The sequence below is a fragment of the Pseudomonas sp. GL_117 genome, from assembly GCF_057835125.1.
Map to the genome: position 1 here is coordinate 3,376,616 of NZ_CM174418.1, position 16,719 is coordinate 3,393,334.

The 16,719-nt window shown below is 62.2% G+C and carries 19 protein-coding genes; 11 read left to right on the plus strand and 8 right to left on the minus strand.

Annotated elements, in window-relative coordinates; translation table 11 throughout:
- Positions 1-104 precede the first annotated feature (104 nt).
- Together AC3ISR_RS15215 and AC3ISR_RS15220 are read left to right on the plus strand one after the other, a co-directional pair.
- Complete coding sequence (locus AC3ISR_RS15215) at positions 105-1,514, plus strand: PAAR domain-containing protein (protein ID WP_463984715.1); 1,410 nt, start codon at positions 105-107, stop codon at positions 1,512-1,514.
- A complete protein-coding gene (locus AC3ISR_RS15220; RefSeq protein WP_463984714.1) occupies positions 1,511-1,897 on the plus strand; it encodes a hypothetical protein in 387 nt (128 codons plus the stop codon). Before AC3ISR_RS15215 ends, AC3ISR_RS15220 begins: the two co-directional genes overlap by 4 nt.
- A gap of 61 nt (positions 1,898-1,958) precedes the next feature.
- Here AC3ISR_RS15220 and iolG read toward each other — a convergent pair whose 3' ends face one another.
- Positions 1,959-2,963 (minus strand): inositol 2-dehydrogenase, encoded by a 1,005-nt coding sequence (iolG, locus tag AC3ISR_RS15225; protein ID WP_463984713.1) that lies wholly within the window; start codon positions 2,961-2,963, stop codon positions 1,959-1,961.
- Between the two features lie 34 nt (positions 2,964-2,997).
- Positions 2,998-4,023: a LacI family DNA-binding transcriptional regulator gene (locus AC3ISR_RS15230; RefSeq protein ID WP_192300491.1), complete on the minus strand. Its 1,026-nt coding sequence runs from the start codon at positions 4,021-4,023 to the stop codon at positions 2,998-3,000.
- A gap of 123 nt (positions 4,024-4,146) precedes the next feature.
- Between AC3ISR_RS15230 and AC3ISR_RS15235 the strand changes: the two genes are divergently transcribed.
- The 3 genes from AC3ISR_RS15235 to AC3ISR_RS15245 are packed head-to-tail and all read left to right on the plus strand — an operon-like array spanning position 4,147 to position 7,083.
- Complete coding sequence (locus AC3ISR_RS15235; protein ID WP_192300492.1) at positions 4,147-4,992, plus strand: SDR family oxidoreductase; 846 nt, start codon at positions 4,147-4,149, stop codon at positions 4,990-4,992.
- Positions 4,992-6,116, plus strand: a complete 1,125-nt coding sequence (locus AC3ISR_RS15240) for a phytanoyl-CoA dioxygenase family protein (protein WP_489324354.1) — start codon at positions 4,992-4,994, stop codon at positions 6,114-6,116. The genes AC3ISR_RS15235 and AC3ISR_RS15240 overlap by 1 nt, the downstream gene beginning before the upstream one ends.
- A gap of 43 nt (positions 6,117-6,159) precedes the next feature.
- Positions 6,160-7,083: a sugar ABC transporter substrate-binding protein gene (locus tag AC3ISR_RS15245; protein WP_192300494.1), complete on the plus strand. Its 924-nt coding sequence runs from the start codon at positions 6,160-6,162 to the stop codon at positions 7,081-7,083.
- A gap of 119 nt (positions 7,084-7,202) precedes the next feature.
- Here AC3ISR_RS15245 and AC3ISR_RS15250 read toward each other — a convergent pair whose 3' ends face one another.
- Positions 7,203-7,646: an MAPEG family protein gene (locus tag AC3ISR_RS15250; protein ID WP_463984711.1), complete on the minus strand. Its 444-nt coding sequence runs from the start codon at positions 7,644-7,646 to the stop codon at positions 7,203-7,205.
- A complete protein-coding gene (locus AC3ISR_RS15255; RefSeq protein ID WP_463984710.1) occupies positions 7,639-7,944 on the minus strand; it encodes a DUF2834 domain-containing protein in 306 nt (101 codons plus the stop codon). Before AC3ISR_RS15255 ends, AC3ISR_RS15250 begins: the two co-directional genes overlap by 8 nt.
- Before the next feature lie 83 nt (positions 7,945-8,027).
- Here AC3ISR_RS15255 and AC3ISR_RS15260 point away from each other — a divergent pair, with 83 nt between their 5' ends.
- Together AC3ISR_RS15260 and AC3ISR_RS15265 are read left to right on the plus strand one after the other, a co-directional pair.
- Positions 8,028-8,816, plus strand: a complete 789-nt coding sequence (locus AC3ISR_RS15260) for a helix-turn-helix domain-containing protein (RefSeq protein WP_463984709.1) — start codon at positions 8,028-8,030, stop codon at positions 8,814-8,816.
- 53 nt (positions 8,817-8,869) lie between these two features.
- Positions 8,870-10,579 (plus strand): amidase, encoded by a 1,710-nt coding sequence (locus AC3ISR_RS15265; protein WP_226457653.1) that lies wholly within the window; start codon positions 8,870-8,872, stop codon positions 10,577-10,579.
- 76 nt (positions 10,580-10,655) lie between these two features.
- Here AC3ISR_RS15265 and AC3ISR_RS15270 read toward each other — a convergent pair whose 3' ends face one another.
- Positions 10,656-11,393 carry a CPBP family glutamic-type intramembrane protease gene (locus tag AC3ISR_RS15270; protein ID WP_463984708.1) on the minus strand — a complete coding sequence of 246 codons (738 nt, stop codon included), beginning with the start codon at positions 11,391-11,393 and terminating at the stop codon, positions 10,656-10,658.
- Entirely contained in the window at positions 11,390-11,614 is a 225-nt protein-coding gene (locus AC3ISR_RS15275) for a DUF6434 domain-containing protein (RefSeq protein WP_192300500.1), read from the minus strand. Before AC3ISR_RS15275 ends, AC3ISR_RS15270 begins: the two co-directional genes overlap by 4 nt.
- A gap of 235 nt (positions 11,615-11,849) precedes the next feature.
- Between AC3ISR_RS15275 and AC3ISR_RS15280 the strand changes: the two genes are divergently transcribed.
- Positions 11,850-12,281 (plus strand): nuclear transport factor 2 family protein, encoded by a 432-nt coding sequence (locus AC3ISR_RS15280; protein ID WP_192300501.1) that lies wholly within the window; start codon positions 11,850-11,852, stop codon positions 12,279-12,281.
- A gap of 29 nt (positions 12,282-12,310) precedes the next feature.
- Here the strand turns inward: AC3ISR_RS15280 and AC3ISR_RS15285 are convergent, their stop codons facing one another.
- Positions 12,311-13,636 (minus strand): aminotransferase-like domain-containing protein, encoded by a 1,326-nt coding sequence (locus tag AC3ISR_RS15285; protein ID WP_463984707.1) that lies wholly within the window; start codon positions 13,634-13,636, stop codon positions 12,311-12,313.
- 89 nt (positions 13,637-13,725) lie between these two features.
- Here AC3ISR_RS15285 and AC3ISR_RS15290 point away from each other — a divergent pair, with 89 nt between their 5' ends.
- Positions 13,726-14,616: a DMT family transporter gene (locus AC3ISR_RS15290; RefSeq protein WP_192300503.1), complete on the plus strand. Its 891-nt coding sequence runs from the start codon at positions 13,726-13,728 to the stop codon at positions 14,614-14,616.
- Here the strand turns inward: AC3ISR_RS15290 and AC3ISR_RS15295 are convergent.
- On the minus strand, positions 14,613-15,179 hold the full coding sequence (locus AC3ISR_RS15295) for a YceI family protein (protein WP_463984706.1): 567 nt from the start codon (positions 15,177-15,179) through the stop codon (positions 14,613-14,615). The genes AC3ISR_RS15290 and AC3ISR_RS15295 overlap by 4 nt on opposite strands.
- Before the next feature lie 89 nt (positions 15,180-15,268).
- On the opposite strand from AC3ISR_RS15295, the gene AC3ISR_RS15300 reads away from it, so the two are divergent.
- Positions 15,269-15,763, plus strand: a complete 495-nt coding sequence (locus AC3ISR_RS15300; RefSeq protein ID WP_463984705.1) for a PaaI family thioesterase — start codon at positions 15,269-15,271, stop codon at positions 15,761-15,763.
- A 44-nt stretch (positions 15,764-15,807) separates the two neighbouring features.
- Positions 15,808-16,695, plus strand: coding sequence for a YghX family hydrolase (gene yghX / locus AC3ISR_RS15305; protein WP_305390950.1), 888 nt, complete (start codon positions 15,808-15,810; stop codon positions 16,693-16,695).
- The last annotated feature ends 24 nt before the right edge of the window (positions 16,696-16,719 follow it).

Below are 16,719 nucleotides of genomic sequence, written 5' to 3' on the forward strand. Positions count from 1 at the left end.
TAAGCAATAGCCGGAGGCGTCCGGCTGTACGTCGAATATCCAAATTATCAGGGTGACTGCGTAATAAACGCACGTTTACTTACTGCATAAAAAGGACGATATAAATGAGTGACGGCTACTTCATTGGCTTGGGTGACAAAACCAACTGCGGCGGGAAAGTCCTGGATGGCGACCCAAGCATAGACATCTATGGCCTCCTCCACGCCTGTGAGGGAGACCGAGTGACCTGTGGAAAGCACCCGGGCATTTATAAAATACTCGGCGGTATTTCCCACATGAACAGTCATGGCAGGCTGATGGCCGGCACGCTGGACAGTTTCAGCAGTTGCCCCTGCCGAGCCAGATTCATTCCCTCGGTCTACACGGCGATCTACCGCACCGAAGGCTACGAACGACCGACCATGAGACCAGCCGCTGAACCGGCGCCGATGACTCAGGCCCGCACCTCGGCGACACCGAATCAGCCAACGTACAGTCCTTCAAGAAATTGGACGCCCTCTTCGCTTAACAGCCCACAAGGTGAAGAACCCGGTTTCTATATCGTTCCCCAAAGCACGACCCGCGAAGCTCTGGAAGCCACGTTATTTCCAACGCCAGACCCAGCAGCAATGGCCAAGTTCCGAACACTCAACCCCCGAACAGACAACGTTAAAGCCGGCTCATTGATCGTGCTTAGCGATCCAAACAATTTTCAATGCAGCAAAGAAGAAAACCAGTTACTGGAAGCAGCGGCACTCACCAATGACGCGATAAACCCTCTTAGTGCAGCCGATGCGGACTTCATGATGCGCCACCGCGAGCAGATCCAAAGTTTCCTGGCTCACAGCTCAACCGCTATTGGGGCGGGTGAAACCATGCTCGCCAGGAACCTGGACAACTTACAAACAATCTTGCAAGAGATCGAAGCACTGCACCAAAAAGCATTCCTCAAGGACGGGCACTTGCGATCACCAGAGTTCTTCGCCGAACGCAAAAACCTGCTGGCCCGGCTTGATACCCACCTCACCTCCTTGACCCGCAGAAGCGCCGGTATCCCCGACCATCCCAACCTGAAAACCGCGTTGGGGATATCAAGCCGCAGCCTTGTTCATCGGTGGACACAGGCCGGGGCACCGGGCCAGATACCCGGCTACGCGACCCACATCCAACAATTGGTGAAAGCTTCGACGGTGATCAAATATGGAGGCTGGGTCGGTACAGCGATTGGTGGTGGGGCTTCTTATATGAAGGTGAAAAACGTGTGTTCTGCGGGTAACGATGAAGCCTGCGAGAAGATCACATTTACCGAAACGGGTAGCTTTGCAGGGTCGCTAGGGGGTGGGGCCTTGGCGGGGGCGGCGCTATCAACGGCTGCTGTCGGCGGGCTGTGTGTCGGGCTGGGCATACCAACCGTCGGCATAGCTCCTTTAGCATGCGGGCTCGTCGTGGTTGGCGCAGGCTCAGTAGCAGGAGGCGCCCTGGGCAACGCATTTGGCGGATGGGTAGGCGAGAAAATCTACGAGACTGTTAAATGACACTGAGCACGGGCGATACAGTTCTTTTAACCATAGCGCTTGCCGACTTCATCGGGATTTTCCTTTGGATCGGCGTCTGCCTGCACCTGGCTTATACCCAGGCGGACGTGATGCTGGAACATCTCAAAAACAGTCCGGCAATCACGACTTGGGCTCCGATCCTACATGCCGGCCCCTGGGGAAAACTGATGTTCATAGGCGGCATTTGCGGACTTATTACATTCCCAAGCTACCAGCTCAGAAAAGGCCAATTGAACGCTAAAGACTTAGCGGGCTTCCCTCCTTCCCTCAAACGCAAGTTGGTATTTTTGGAATGGTCCATGATCGGCCTCTTATTGGTCATGATGACCTTTGGCATAGCCGTTAAGCTCGAATTGATTTAACTGCGGCTCGTCGCATCGGGAGAAATGGGGGCCGTCCCCATTTCCCCACCCGCATCTACCGCTAAAGATCGTAACTCACCACCACACTGCGCCCAGTCTGCACCGACTCCAGCGCACAATCCGCCAGGTGCAACGCATACAAACCGTCGCGCATGTTGGTGGGCAACGGCAGGTCGTCGTTCAGCGCATCGATGAACTGGGTCAGCTCATTGCGATAGGCGTCGGCATACCGTTCCAGGAAGAAATGCTGCAACGGCTCCAGCGCTTCGGTGTGCGCGGCGCTCCAGTGGCGCAGGGTGCTGGGGCGATGGTTGTCGGTGAGCAGCACGCCGCTGGCGCCGGACACTTCGACCCGCTGGTCATAGCCGTATACCGCCTGGCGGCAGCAGTTGATATGGCATTGCTTGCCCGAGGCGGTGCGCAGCAACACCATTACGCTGTCGTAGTCGTCGATTTCGGCAAGGCTGGGGTCCACCAGGCGGCTGGCGATGGCGCTGACTTGCACCGGTTCTTCGCCGAGCAGATGGCGGGCGGTGTCGAAGTCGTGAATGGTCATGTCGCGCAGGATGCCGCCGGAATGGGCCAGGTAATCACGCGGGGCCAGGCCGGGGTCGCGACTGGTGATGATGACCTGGCGCACCGCACCGATCTGGCCGGCATCGAGGGCCTGACGCAGGCGCAGCATGTCGGGGTCGAAGCGCCGGTTGAAACCGAGCATCACCTTGCCGCCCTGGCGTTCCACCGCTTGGGCCGCCGTGCGTGCCTTGCCGATGTCCAGATCGATGGGTTTTTCGCACAACACCGCCTTCCCTGCGGCGACTGCCGCCAATAGCAAGTCGATGTGGGTGTCGGTGGGCGTACCGATCACCACCGCGTCGATGTCTTCACGACGCAGTACAGCCGCGCAATCGTAGGCGGCTTCGCAGCCCAGTTGCGTGCTCAGCGCATCGACGCCTTCGCGCCAGGGGTCGGCCACCAGCACCAGCGTGGCATTGGGATGGGCGGCGACGTTGGCGGCGTGGATCTTGGCGATACGCCCGGCACCGAGGACGGCAATTCGTAGCATGGTGAAAACTCCTGGTTTTGTTGTTGGGGGAGATTCAGTCCGGCAGGTTGAACGGTGTGACGATCTGCACCTGTGACGGCGCTATCGGCCCGGCCTTCCACAGCCGATGGAATTGCAGGATGTGCAGGAACACGCTGCGCGCATCGATCTGCAGGTTGTGATCGATGATCGCGGCGACTTTTTCTTCACGCAGCAACTGGCGGTTTTCTTCGTCGAGGTCGTGACCGATAAACACCTCCAGTGGGCGGCCAAGGGCGGCGAACGCATCGACGATCGCCCGATTGCCGCCGCCGACGCTGTACACCGCCTTGAGTTCGGGGTGCTGTTTGAGCGCCAGGGTCACGCGCTCGAACGTGCGGTCGTACACCCCGTAGCCACCGCTGACGTCCAACACCCGCAAGTGCGGCGAGCGCCCCCGCAGCCAGGCGCGAAAGCCCATTTCGCGTTCTTCTTCGCCACGGAACAGCTCACTGCCGATCACCACCGCGACGTCCTGGGGCACCGCCGGCAGCCAGCGCGACATCAGGTACGCGGCGGTCTGCCCGGCGGTACGGTTGTCCATGCCGACGTAGCCGATGCGCTCGCTCTGCGGCAGGTCGGTCACCAGGGTCACCACCGGGATGCCCGCCGCGATCAGCTGCTTGACCGCCAGGTTCACCGCCGGCTCGTCGGCCGCCTTGAGCACCACGCCCTGGCTGCCGGTGTCGAGGCAGCGCAGCAGTTGATCGTGCATGGCCTTGGGGGCGATCTCTTCGAACAGGTGAAACCGCGGGGCAATCCGAAACGGCGCGAGGCTGGCCAGTTGCGCGACGATCGCCGCCTGCACCGCCGCGCTGAAGCGCTGGGGCGTGTGCATGATCACGTCGACGTGGAACGTACGCCCCATCGCCAAGCCATTTTTCTCCTGGGACTCCAATTCCTCCAGCGCCTGTTCGATGCGCCGCCGGGTTTGCGCATGCACGCTGCCGCGCTGGTGCAACACACGGTCGACCGTGGCGTTGCTTACCCCCGCCTGGGTCGCGAGTTGCTTGATGGAAAAGTGTTTTGCGCGTTCGAGCATGCGGTTCGCCTGAGGTGTTTTTGAGGTCTTATTTGGGTATTTATGAGGTTTCGCAATGCTAGTCTCAGTTTCGTCCGGCGTCGAGCCGGGCGACTCACAACAACAAAAACTCCGGAGAACCCCATGCCTAACGCCGATCTCGCCATGCCGTTCAGCGGCCAATACTTTGTCGTCACCGGCAGCACCCAGGGCCTCGGCGCGGCGGTGGCGCATACCTTGGCCCAACGTGGCGCCGCCGGGCTGATCATCTGCGGGCGCCGTCGCACCCAAGGCGAAGAACAGGTACGGCAACTGGCGCAACTCGATTGCCAGGCGTTTTTTGTCGAGGCGGATCTGGAAAATATCGAGGATTGCCGGGCGATCATCGCTGCCGCACACACCCACTTCGGCACCTTGCACGGCTTGGTCAACTGCGCCGGCATGTCGGATCGCGGCACCATCCTCGACACCTCGCCGGAGCTGTTCGACAAGCTGTTTGCGGTGAATGTGCGGGCGCCGTTTTTCCTGATGCAGGAAGCGCTGAAGCTGATGATCAGCAAAGGTGTGGCAGGCGCCGTGGTGAATATCCAGAGCGTCACCGGGCATGGTGGGCAGTCGTTCCTCAGCGCCTATGCGGCGTCCAAGGGCGCGCTGGCGATCCTGACCAAGAACGTCGCGTTCAGTGCGTTGCGCAACCGTATCCGGGTCAACGGCTTGAACATCGGCTGGATGGACACGCCCCACGAAGATCAGATCCAGCGCCAGTACCACGGTGCCAGGGACGGCTGGTTGCAGCAGGCCGAAAGCGCGCAGCCGTTCGGGCGTCTGCTCAAGCCCGAGGAGGTGGCGCGCAGCGTGGCGTTTCTGTTGTCCAGTGAATCGGGAATGATGACCGGCGCGGTGATCGACCTGGAGCAAGGCGTGGTGGGCTGCACCGACGGCGGCAGCCCGCAACCGCACCAGGCCCTGAGCCTGCCGGGAGGTGTGTGATGTCGGCGTTCGTGAGCGCGAATGCCGTGCGCCTGGCGGACTTCAGCCGGATCTGCGCGCAACAGGCCACGGCTGAAGAGTACCCGCTGTGCCAGCACGTGCTGGACAACGTGCCGATCTATCAGGCACGTGCACTGCGCAACAGCGACAGACTTACGGTCATGAATGAGCTGCACCGACTGTTCCGTGATGGCCCGGGCGTGATGGTCGTGCGCCGCGCCTACGAAGACCTGGAAGTGGTCGACCGTCACAGCCAGGTGTTCGAAAAAATCTTCGCCAACGAAGCCGCCCAAGGCGTGGCCGCCGACCACTTTGCCAAGGCCGGCAGCAACGGGCGGATCTGGAACTCACTGCAGAAAGCCGCACTGCAGTCGCCCGAGTCGTTTGTCGAGTACTACGCCAACCCGCTGTTGGGGCTGATTGCCGAAGCGTGGCTGGGGCCCAATTTCCAGGTGACGGCGCAGGTCAATGTGGTGCACCCCGGCGGCCAGGCGCAGCAACCGCACCGTGACTATCACCTGGGGTTCCAGACCGACGATGTGGTCGAGCGCTTCCCCTTGCCCTTGCACGTGTTGTCCCAGTACCTGACCTTGCAAGGTGCAGTGGCCCATTCGGACATGCCGCTGGAAACCGGCCCGACCCAGCTGCTGCCGTTCTCCCAGCAATACGCCCTGGGCTACCTGGCGTGGCGCCGTGAGGAATTTATCGACTACTTCCAGCAACACGCCGTGCAACTGCCGCTGGACAAGGGCGACCTGCTGTTCTTCAACCCGGCGCTGTTCCATGCGGCCGGCACCAACCGCACGCCGGATCGCCAGCGCATGGCCAATCTGCTGCAAATCTCCTCGGCGTTCGGCAAACCCATGGAGGCCCTCGACCGCGACCGCATGATGCTGGCGGTGTATCCGGCCCTGCTGGCCAAACCGGCCCTGGATGCCGAGGCGGTGATCGCCTGCACGGCCGACGGCTATTCGTTTCCCACCAACCTCGATACCGACCCGCCGCTGAAGGGCCTGGCCCCGCAAACCGGGCAGCAACTGATGCAGCAGGCGTTGCGCGAACGCTGGCCGCCAGCGGACTTCGCAGCGGCCGTGGCGCAGATGCGAGCCAAGCGCCAGGCGTAAATCCCCCGTGTTTTAACAACAACAAAAACAACGGAGCAAAACCATGAAGAAGCAAATCCTTGCGACACTGTTTACCCTGGCTGTCACGCCCTGGGCGCTGGCCGATATCCGTATCGGCGTGAGCATCGCCCAGGTCGACGATGTGTTCCTCGCCCAAATGCGCGACTACATGGCCGCCCACGCCAAGGAATTGCCCGGTGTGACCCTGCAATTCGAAGACGCCCAGGGCGATGTGGTGCGCCAGCTCAATCAGGTGCAGAACTTCACTGCCCAAGGCATGGACGCCATCATCGTCAACCCGGTGGACACCGCCGCCACCGCCAAGATGAGCACCAATGCCCAGCAGGCCAAGACCCCGCTGGTCTACGTCAACCGTCGCCCGGACGCGCCGCAACTGCCGCCGGGCGTGGGTTACGTGGGTTCCGATGAGGTCAAGGCCGGTGAGATCCAGATGCGCTACCTGGCCGAGAAAATGGGCGGCAAGGGCAACCTGGCGATCATGCTCGGGCTGTTGTCCAACAACGCCACCCACAACCGTACGCTGGGGGTCAAGAGCGTGCTCAAGGAGTACCCGAATATCAAGATCGTCGAGGAACAGAGCGCAGAGTGGCAGCGCAACAAAGCGATTGACCTGATGAACAACTGGATCGTATCCGGCCGCAAGATCGACGCGGTGGCGGCAAACGCGGACGAGATGGCGATAGGCGCGGCCATGGCCATCAGCCAGGCGGGCATGCAGCCGGGCAAGGACATCCTGGTGGCCGGCAGCGACGGCGGCCCTGCCGGGTTGGACGCGGTGAAAAAAGGCCAACTGCTGGTGACGGTGTACCAGGACAACAAGGGCCAGGCAGTGGGCTCGATTGACCTGGCGGTGAAGATGGTCAAGAAGCAACCCTACACCGCTGAACTGACCATCCCCTATCAGCAGATCACCAAGGACAACTACCAAGCCTTCCTCAACCCATAACCCCGAACGCTCCCACATCTTGATTTGTGAACACGGTCAACGGTGGGAGCTGGCTTGCCTGCGAAGACGCCAGCACAGGCAACCTGTCTATTGGCCTTGCCGTCACCTTCGCAGCGTCGCTAAAGCTCTACCCACCGTTGATCGACGGCGCTACCAATAATCCCGGCGCCGATGCCGAACAGGCACACCACACCCACGCCATAGGCCAGCGTGCGCCAGGGTTGCCAGCCCATCAGATACGTCACCGTGTGCAGCACCCGCGCCAAGGTAAAGGCCACAAGCAACCATAGGGTCGCGGCGCTGTGACTCTGCTGCGCGACACACAACCCGCCCAACACAAAAAACAGCGGGATATTTTCCAGGTCATTGGCCCACGCCCTGGCCGCGCGGGCCACTTGCGGCAACTCCATAGGCTGCGCTCTGCGATTAAAAAAGGCCGCGTCTTCACGATTGGTAAACGCCCGTGCGTGTATACGGAAATATCCCTGATAACAGGAAATGGCGAACATCTTCAGGCACAGCACCAACACGCATACCGCATAGACAGGTAAAAGATCATTCATCCTTGAACCCCTTCACCACGATGTAAAGCAACGGCCCCACCGACACAAACACCGCCGTCAGCAAAAAATACGGCAGCACCGAACGCAGCGGCCGCCCTCGCCTGCGCGCATCCCGGTACATCCACACACACGCCAGCACGGCCATCAGGTACAGGTCGATGACCACCTGCGCCGTGTCCGGTCGCGACAGCAACTGCGCTGCAAACGCCAGCAGCGACTGCTCGGCCGTCAGCATCGTGAACCCCGTATACAAGGTAAATCCGAGCAAGCCGGCCAGGGCGAAATAGGGTCTTGGCATGGTCTGTTCCTCCACGTGATGAAGGCTCACGTTAGTGATAAGGTTCTGCCCCTCGCAATGACCTCGGAGGTCATGAAGCTGCCATGGACACCCCCTCTACCGCCGGCGAACACCTGCGCCAACTGCGCCGCCAGGCCAAGCTGAGCCAGCTCGACCTGGCCTTGATCACTGGTGTTTCCCAGCGCCACCTCAGTTGCCTCGAAACCGGCCGCGCCAAACCCAGCCCCGCGACGTTGCATAACCTGTTGACGGCATTGGAGATCCCTCTGGAGCAGTGCAACCGCGTGTTCCTCGCCGCCGGTTTCGCCCCGCGCTACAACGCCACCCCGCTCGCTGCACCCGGCATGACGGCAATTCGCGACGCCGTCAGCCATGTGCTGCACGCCAACAATCCTGCCCCGGCGATTCTGCTCGACAGCCAGTGGCAAGTGCTGGCGGCGAATGCCAGTACTACGGTGTTGTTTGGCCTGGTCGGCATCGCGCCGGACGCCGCCGATGGCTTGAACCTGCTGACCACCCTGTTACAACCCGGCGGCCTCGGTGATCACCTGCTCAATGCCGACGAGATCCGCACCCTGGCCTGGCAGCGCGCGAGCCGAGAGGCATTGGGTAATCCGCCGCTGGCGCAATTGCTCGCCGGTTTGCCGACGCCAAGCCCCACCGAGCCGCCCCAGGAACTGCCGCCACTGGTACTCACCTGCATCCGCTCAACCCAGGGCGAGCTGAACTTTCTGTCAACCTTCACCACCTTCGGCATGCCCCAGGACATCACACTCACCTCCCTGCGTATCGAGCATCTGATTCCGGCCGACGCCCACACCTGGCAGATAATGCGCGCCGCCTATGCAGAATATTCGGCGCTGGTTTTGTGAAATATCTGTACGTAGACTGCCGCGATACCCCCACGTGAAGGCGGCGAAAAAACGTGATGCAAGTAACCGAAGTCTCCATTGCCCAATTGCGCGCTGCGCTTGAAACCGGCCAGACCACTGCCGTTGAATTGGTCCAGGCTTACCTGGCGCGGATCGAGGCCTATGACGGCCCGCACACCGCTACCGCGCTGAACGCCGTGGTCGTGCGCAACCCGCAAGCCCTTGCAGAAGCCGAGGCGTCCGATGCACGTCGGGCCAAGGGCGCAACCCTGGGGCCACTGGATGGCATTCCTTACACCGCCAAAGACAGCTACCTGGTCAAAGGCCTGACCGCGGCATCCGGCAGCCCGGCCTTTGCCAAGCTCGTCGCCCAGCGCGATGCGTTCACCATCGAGCGCCTGCGCGCCGGCGGGGCGATCTGCCTGGGCAAGACCAATATGCCGCCAATGGCCAACGGCGGCATGCAGCGCGGTGTGTATGGCCGCGCGGAAAGCCCCTACAACGCCAACTACCTGACCGCACCCTTTGCCTCCGGCTCCTCCAACGGCGCCGGCACCGCAACGGCGGCGAGTTTTGCCGCGTTCGGCATGGCGGAAGAAACCTGGTCCAGCGGGCGCGGCCCGGCGTCCAACAATGGGCTGTGCGCCTACACCCCGTCCCGTGGACTGATTTCGGTACGTGGCAACTGGCCGCTGACACCGACCATGGATGTGGTCGTGCCCTACGCACGCACCATGGCCGACCTGCTGGAAGTGCTCGACGTGATCGTCGCCGAAGACCCCGACACCCGTGGCGACCTGTGGCGCCTGCAACCCTGGGTGGCGATTCCCAGCGTCGCCTCGGTGCGTCCGGCGTCCTACGCTGAACTGGCGGTGGATTGCGCGTCCCTGGCCGGCAAACGCTTCGGCGTGCCGCGCATGTACATCAACGCCGACCCGGAAGCCGGCACCAGCGAAAAACCTGGGATCGGCGGCCCGACCGGGCAAAAGATCAACACCCGCGCGACGGTGATCGAGCTGTGGCAAGCCGCACGCCAAGCCCTGGAAGCGGCGGGCGCCGAAGTGGTGGAAGTGGATTTCCCGCTGGTGTCCAACTGCGAAGGCGACCGCCCCGGCGCGCCAACGGTGTTTACCCGTGGCCTGGTCTCCAAGGAATTTCTCCACGATGAGTTGTGGGAATTGTCCGCATGGGCTTTCGACGATTTCCTGCGCGCCAACGCCGACCCGAGCCTCAACCGCCTGGCGGATGTGGATGGGGCGAAGATCTTCCCCCATGACCCTGGCACCTTGCCGAACCGCGAAGACGACCTCGCCGCCGGCATGGACGAGTACGTGCGCATGGCCGAACGCGGCATCACCCCATGGAACGAGATCAGCACCGTCCCTGACGGCCTGCGCGGCCTGGAACAAACCCGCCGGCTGGACCTGGAAGACTGGATGGACAACCTCGGCCTCAACGCCGTGCTGTTTCCCACCGTGGCCGATGTAGGCCCGGCAGACGCAGACGTGAACGAAGCATCGGCAGATATTGCCTGGAGCAACGGCGTCTGGGTGGCCAACGGCAATCTGGCGATCCGCCACCTGGGCGTGCCGACGGTCACCGTGCCAATGGGCGTAATGGCAGACATCGGCATGCCGGTCGGGCTGACGTTTGCCGGGCGTGCGTATGATGACTCCGCGTTGCTGCGGTTTGCCGCGGCGTTCGAGTCCATGGGCAACAAACGCCAGGTTCCACCGCGTACACCTGCACTGCAATCTGACTGAACGCGCCAAGCCTTATGAACGCGGGCCTGTGTGGGAGCAGACCCCGTTCCATATTGTCTTGAGCCTGTATGCCGCATCAGGCTATGTAGGGCACCGCCACCAGCAAGATCGCCGTCCCATGGGTGACCGTCGCCGCCAGCACGCCATAGCGCATGCGCACCAACCCACACGCCACACCTTCGATCAAGGTAAACACCAACACCGGCCAACCCAACTGGGTCACGCTCAACGCCAGGAAGGCATGGCACGCCGCAAACGCCACGCCACTGGTCAACGCCGCACGCAATGGCGTCAGCTGTTGTTCCAGATAACCCTGCAAAAACCCGCGAAACAACACCTCTTCCAGGGCATTGGCGCCATAGGCCAGCACCACCATGGCCGGCAGCCAGACCCAGTAACCGTAAAACGCAGACGCCTCAGTGCCTTGGTAAACCCGCAGCGGTACACCGATCAAACATCCGACCAGCAACCCTACGGCCAAGCCAACGCACGGGCTGCCGATGGTCCAGCGCACCAGCCGCCACAGGTCCGGGGCGATGTAGGCGAGCAGCAGGATCAACAGCACCGACAACCCGCCCAGCGCCGCCAGTACAAAGGCATTCGCCGTGAACCCGATCTGCACCCCACTGCCCAGCGTCCACAGGCCCAAGGGTGTCATCACGTCGCGCATCAACACGAACGCGGCCAACAGAATCAGGATGCGCATCGCCGGCATTGCCTTGGGCGTGAGCGCAAACCACAGACCGAACAGCAGCACGCCGGAACTCAGATAAGTGGTGTAGTGGATCAGCACCGCCAGGCCTTCGGCGATCACTGCCCGGGCTCCTGGTCTGGATGACGGCGTTGCCACTCATCCACTACGTCGCCCAGGGTTTTGGCCGCGCCGTCGCAAATCCAGGCCATGAATGCCCGATCAAACTTAAACCCCGGGCCGCAGTGCTCCAGCATGAAGCGGCGGACGTTCTGGGTGTTTTTGTAGTGGGAAGTCACGGGGGTGGCGCGAGTGATGGGGTCGCTGTGCCAGTCAAAATCCATTTTGTCCCTCAGGTGCATTGTTGTTTAGGAAACAGCATAGCGATGTGCCACTTCACTAGGAAGAAACCCGATGGTCCTCCCAATGAGTTAGGACGTCACATAAGATCAACGATCACTCAATGGCTAATATTTTATGAATATTTCAAAATTTCCCTTTGCTTGGGCGCCCTGATTATTGCAATGTTGTACGACGACTAAAGTGTCGTATTCACCCAAAAACAATAAGGAAACACCCATGCCCAACGTCAAAGTACTGATCGGTTTTCTGTGCCTGTTCAGCGGCTACGTCGCTGCCGCCCCTGCCCCGGCAGAAAAGGACGTGGCCCAGGCGGTCGACCAACTGACCCAAGCCATGCTGCACCTGGACCTCAAGCAACTCCACGCGCTGACCGCCGACACCCTCACCTACGGCCATTCCAGCGGCAAAGTGCAGAACAAGGCGCAATTCATCGCCGACCTGGAAACCCATACCAGCGCCTTCAAGACCCTGGAAATGCAAAACCAGACCATCACCCTCGATGGGGACACGGCGCTGGTGCGCAACCACTTTCACGCGTTGGCCGTGAACAGCGGCGTCGAAGTGCCCACCGACATCGACAACTTCCAGGTTTGGCAGAAGCAGCATGGCAAATGGCTGTTGATCGGACGTCAGGCCTACAAGTACTGAAACGCCCCGGCGAGCCGCCTAACCCCGGCTCACCACGCCACCACCGCTCGTACCTTGACCAGCGCTTCGCGCAGCATCGGCATGGCTACCGAGCCCAGCGCCAGGCGTAACGCATGGGGCACATGAGCACCGACCGCAAACGGCTCCGCGGTGGAGACAGAGACGTTCTCGCGCTGCAAGGCCATGGCGACCTGATCGGCGCGGGCCTCCTCCGGTAGCGGCAACCACAAGAAATACGAGGACGGGTGACTGAGGTAATCCAGCCCCGTCAGCACTTGCGCCGCCAAGGCCTGACGCGCCCGGGCATCCTCGCGTTTTTGCGCTTCCAGTTGGGCGACGGTGCCGTCCTCGATCCAACCCACGGCAATGGCGCTCATCACCCCCGGAACGTTCCAGGTGGTGGCCATGATCGTGCGCTCCACCGCCTTCACCCACGGCACAGGTGCCGCGACAAACCCCACCCGCAGCCCCGTCGCGACACTTTTCGACAGCCCGGCCACGTAGACCGTGCGCTCCGGCGCCAATGTCGCCAGCGGTGGTGGTGCATCTTCGGCCAGAAAGGCGTAGGCCGCGTCCTCGATGATCATCAGGTTGTGCTGGCGAGCAATCGCTACCAACTGCTCTCGCAGCGCCAGGCCCATGACCCAGCCGAGCGGGTTGTGCAGGGTCGGCATGCTGTACACCGCACGCACCGGGCGCTTGCGGCAGAGGCTGTGCAGGTATTCCAGATCCGGGCCGGTGGGTGTGACCGGGATTGCGACGATCTCCAGGTGCAAGGTCTCGGCCAGCACCTTGAAACCCGAATAGGTCAGTGCATCGACGGCGATCACATCCCCCGGCTTGAGCAGCGCCATCATCGTCACCGCCAGGCCATGCTGGGCGCCACTGACCAGCAAGACCTGCTCGGAGGCGACCGCCAACCCACGGCTCAGCAGATGACGCGCCGACGCCGCGCGCTCATGCACACGGCCGGCATGGGGTTGATAGCGCAGCAGCGCTTCCAGATCGCCGGACAGCGCCAGTTGGCGCAGCGCCGTGCGCAACAAGTCCGCCTGGCCCGGCAGTGACGGGTAGTTGAAGTTCAGGTCCAACATCCCCGCGGCAACATTCATCTGCCCACTGCCCTGCCCTGGCGGCAGCGAAATCTCGCGCACAAAGGTGCCGCGTCCGGTTTCGCCGCTGACCAGGCCCATGGCCTCCAGCTCGGTATACACCCGGCTCGCGGTGACCAGCGCCAGGCCATGCTCGGCGGCCAACTGGCGGTGAGTTGGCAAGCGTGTGCCGGGCGGCATGTCGCCGCTGCGGATGGCTTGGGCAAAGGTGTCGACCAGCGATTTGTAGCGGGCGCGGGGCATCGGGATGTATCCATGACAATTTTTTGATTGTCCTAATCTTCAACTTTAGGATGACCGGCACGCAAACATTCTTTTTCAGGCCCCTGCCCATGCAACGTACTTTCTCCCTCAGCACCCCGGACAGCAGCACCCAGGGCTGGATCAACGGCTTTATCGGCGTGGTGATTTTCAGCGGTTCGTTGCCCGCCACCCGTTTGGCGGTGATGGAGTTCGACCCGGTGTTCCTCACCATGCTCCGCGCAACCATCGCTGCCGTGCTGGGGCTGCTGTTGCTGGGGTGGTTCAAGGAACAGCGCCCCGCACGCAACCAGTGGGGGCCGTTGCTGATTGTCGCGTTGGGCGTGGTGATCGGTTTTCCGCTGCTGACAGCACTGGCGCTGCAATACGTGACCTCCGCCCACTCCATCGTATTTATCGGCCTGCTGCCGTTGGCTACCGCCGTGTTTGGCGTATTGCGCGGTGGCGAACGGCCGCGTGCGGTGTTCTGGTTGTTCTCGATCCTCGGCAGCGCGCTGGTGATGGGCTATGCATTCGCCCAGGGCCTCAGCGCTGCACCGGCCGGCGACCTGCTGATGTTGCTGGCGGTGCTGGTGTGCGGCCTGGGCTATGCCGAGGGCGCCAAGTTGTCGCGCAGCCTCGGAGGCTGGCAGGTGATCTGCTGGGCGCTGGTGGTGTCGTTGCCAGTGGTGGTGCCGTTGAGTGTGATCCTGGCGCCGCCGAGTGTGCGCGGCATCAGCCTGCCGGCGTGGCTGAGCCTGGGTTATGTGGCGTTGTTCAGCATGTTGATCGGCTTTGTGTTCTGGTATCGCGGCCTGGCCCAGGGTGGCATCGCCGCCGTTGGCCAATTGCAACTGCTACAGCCGTTCTTCGGCCTGGCACTGGCGGCGGGCCTGCTGCATGAGCAGGTCAGCCTGGGCATGGTGCTGGTCACCGTCGCGGTGATCGGATGCGTGGCCGGGGCGAAGAGGTTTGCCCGCTAGCGTTGCGGTGAAACCATCTTGAATTTGATGTGGATGTCGTTGGACACCACGCTGTTGCCAGCCCACTCACCCTCGCCGATCTTGAAATCGGCACGGTTGAGGATGAATTCACCGTCGAACACGCCAATCCCGCCCAACTCCTTGAGCACCACATCGACCGTCACCGGCCGTGTAATCCCTTTGAGCGTCAGGTTGCCGCTGATCTTGAAGCGATTGTTGCCCAGCGCCGTGGCGCCGGTGGATTGGTAGACCGCCACCGGGTACGTCGCCGTGTCGAACCATGACGGGCGCTGCAGTTCGTCGTTGGCATCCGCGCTGCCGGCGTCGATGCTGGCGAGCTGGATCTTGAGCAACGCGTGCGCCGCCCCAGGCGCTTGGGTATCGAACGCCAGCGTCCCTTCAAACTCGTTGAACGTGCCATACACCCGCTGCCCGAACTGCTGGAAGGTAAAGCTGATCTGGCTGGCGGCGCGATTGACATCACGGTATTCCACGGCCCGGGCATTGGAAAACACACCAAGCACCAGTGCCAGCAACACGACTGGGGATATTCGACGGTTCATGCACGCTCCGGGGGAAGTAAGGCCATCGGGTTCCCATCCTGCCCGTGTCCTGCTAAACAGAGTAGCCCCCATAACAAAAAGGACTTGGCATGCACCCCGCTTCCCTCCAGGACATCACCGCCCCCGAAGGTATCTGCTATGGCTGCGGCGCCAGCAACCCCCACGGCCTGCACATCAAAAGCCGCTGGGACGCCGACGGCATCCACCTGATCGCCGAGCATGTGCCCGAAGCCAAATACAGTGGCTGGCCAGACCTGGTCTACGGTGGCCTGATCGCCATGCTGGTGGACTGTCACTCCAACTGGACCGCCATGGCCTACCACTACCGCGCCGAACAGCGCGAGCCCGGCAGCCTGCCGCGCATCGAGTGCGTCACTGGCAACCTCGGCATCAAGTTCATCAAGCCAACGCCCATGGGTGTCACCCTGACCTTGCGCGCCCGGGTCGAGGGCGACGTCGGACGCAAAAGCCGCGTGGTCTGCGAGGTGTACGCCGGTGATGTGCTGACCGCCATTGGCGATTCATTGTTCGTGCGCGTCGACACCGGGCAGTTGGCCGCTGCCGCCCATGGCCGCGACGATTGAACGTGGTCTACATTGACTGCTATCGCTAATCGAGGATGGCCCCGATGACTCGTCTCACCGCGCAGGACTTTGCCCCCGAACTGCTGGAACTCTACGACGGCTACGCCCACGGCAAGATCAACCGCCGCGAGTTTCTCGACCGCGCCGCGCTGTTCACCTTCGGCGGGCTCACCGCCTCGGCGCTGCTGGCGGCGCTGAGCCCCAACTACGCGCTGGCCGAACAGGTGAAATTCACCGACCCGGACATCGTCGCCGACTACATCACCTACCCGTCGCCCAACGGCAACGGCAGCGTGCGCGGTTACCTCGTGCGCCCGGCCAAGGCGTCAGGAAAGTTGCCAGCCGTGGTGGTGGTCCACGAAAACCGGGGCCTCAACCCGTACATCGAAGACGTCGCTCGCCGCCTGGCCAAGGCTGGTTTTATCGCGCTGGCGCCCGACGGCCTGACCTCGGTGGGCGGCTATCCCGGCAACGATGAAAAAGGCGTGGCCCTGCAACAGACCGTCGACCCGACCAAGCTGATGAACGACTTTTTCGCCGCCATCGAATGGCTGATGCACCACGACAGCAGTACCGGCAAGGTCGGTATCACCGGCTTCTGCTACGGCGGCGGCGTGACCAACGCGGCGGCGGTGGCTTACCCGGAGTTGGGCGCGGCGGTGTCGTTTTACGGGCGCCAGCCGCAGGCCAAGGACGTGCCGCGCATCAAGGCGCCGATCATGCTGCATTACGGCGAGCTGGATACGCGGATCAACGAGGGCTGGCCGGCGTATGAACAGGCGTTGAAGGCAGCAGGCACGACGTATGAGGCGTTTATCTACAAGGGCGCCAACCATGGTTTCCATAACGACTCGACGCCACGCTATGACGAGGCGGCGGCGAATCTGGCGTGGGAGCGGACGCTGGGCTGGTTCCGCAAATACCTGGCCTAGTGGCCCCCCAGATCCGGGAGCGGG

Coding starts and splice junctions, on each gene's coding strand:
- AC3ISR_RS15285 (WP_463984707.1), bottom strand. CDS start 13,636: ATGCCCCGCGCCCGCTACAAATCGCTGGTCGACACCTTTGCCCAAGCC.
- AC3ISR_RS15275 (WP_192300500.1), bottom strand. CDS start 11,614: ATGGATTTTGACTGGCACAGCGACCCCATCACTCGCGCCACCCCCGTG.
- AC3ISR_RS15260 (WP_463984709.1), top strand. CDS start 8,028: ATGGACACCCCCTCTACCGCCGGCGAACACCTGCGCCAACTGCGCCGC.
- AC3ISR_RS15240 (WP_489324354.1), top strand. CDS start 4,992: ATGTCGGCGTTCGTGAGCGCGAATGCCGTGCGCCTGGCGGACTTCAGC.
- AC3ISR_RS15255 (WP_463984710.1), bottom strand. CDS start 7,944: ATGCCAAGACCCTATTTCGCCCTGGCCGGCTTGCTCGGATTTACCTTG.
- AC3ISR_RS15245 (WP_192300494.1), top strand. CDS start 6,160: ATGAAGAAGCAAATCCTTGCGACACTGTTTACCCTGGCTGTCACGCCC.
- AC3ISR_RS15290 (WP_192300503.1), top strand. CDS start 13,726: ATGCAACGTACTTTCTCCCTCAGCACCCCGGACAGCAGCACCCAGGGC.
- AC3ISR_RS15250 (WP_463984711.1), bottom strand. CDS start 7,646: ATGAATGATCTTTTACCTGTCTATGCGGTATGCGTGTTGGTGCTGTGC.
- AC3ISR_RS15295 (WP_463984706.1), bottom strand. CDS start 15,179: ATGAACCGTCGAATATCCCCAGTCGTGTTGCTGGCACTGGTGCTTGGT.
- AC3ISR_RS15230 (WP_192300491.1), bottom strand. CDS start 4,023: ATGCTCGAACGCGCAAAACACTTTTCCATCAAGCAACTCGCGACCCAG.
- AC3ISR_RS15220 (WP_463984714.1), top strand. CDS start 1,511: ATGACACTGAGCACGGGCGATACAGTTCTTTTAACCATAGCGCTTGCC.
- iolG (WP_463984713.1), bottom strand. CDS start 2,963: ATGCTACGAATTGCCGTCCTCGGTGCCGGGCGTATCGCCAAGATCCAC.
- AC3ISR_RS15280 (WP_192300501.1), top strand. CDS start 11,850: ATGCCCAACGTCAAAGTACTGATCGGTTTTCTGTGCCTGTTCAGCGGC.
- AC3ISR_RS15215 (WP_463984715.1), top strand. CDS start 105: ATGAGTGACGGCTACTTCATTGGCTTGGGTGACAAAACCAACTGCGGC.
- AC3ISR_RS15300 (WP_463984705.1), top strand. CDS start 15,269: ATGCACCCCGCTTCCCTCCAGGACATCACCGCCCCCGAAGGTATCTGC.
- yghX (WP_305390950.1), top strand. CDS start 15,808: ATGACTCGTCTCACCGCGCAGGACTTTGCCCCCGAACTGCTGGAACTC.
- AC3ISR_RS15235 (WP_192300492.1), top strand. CDS start 4,147: ATGCCTAACGCCGATCTCGCCATGCCGTTCAGCGGCCAATACTTTGTC.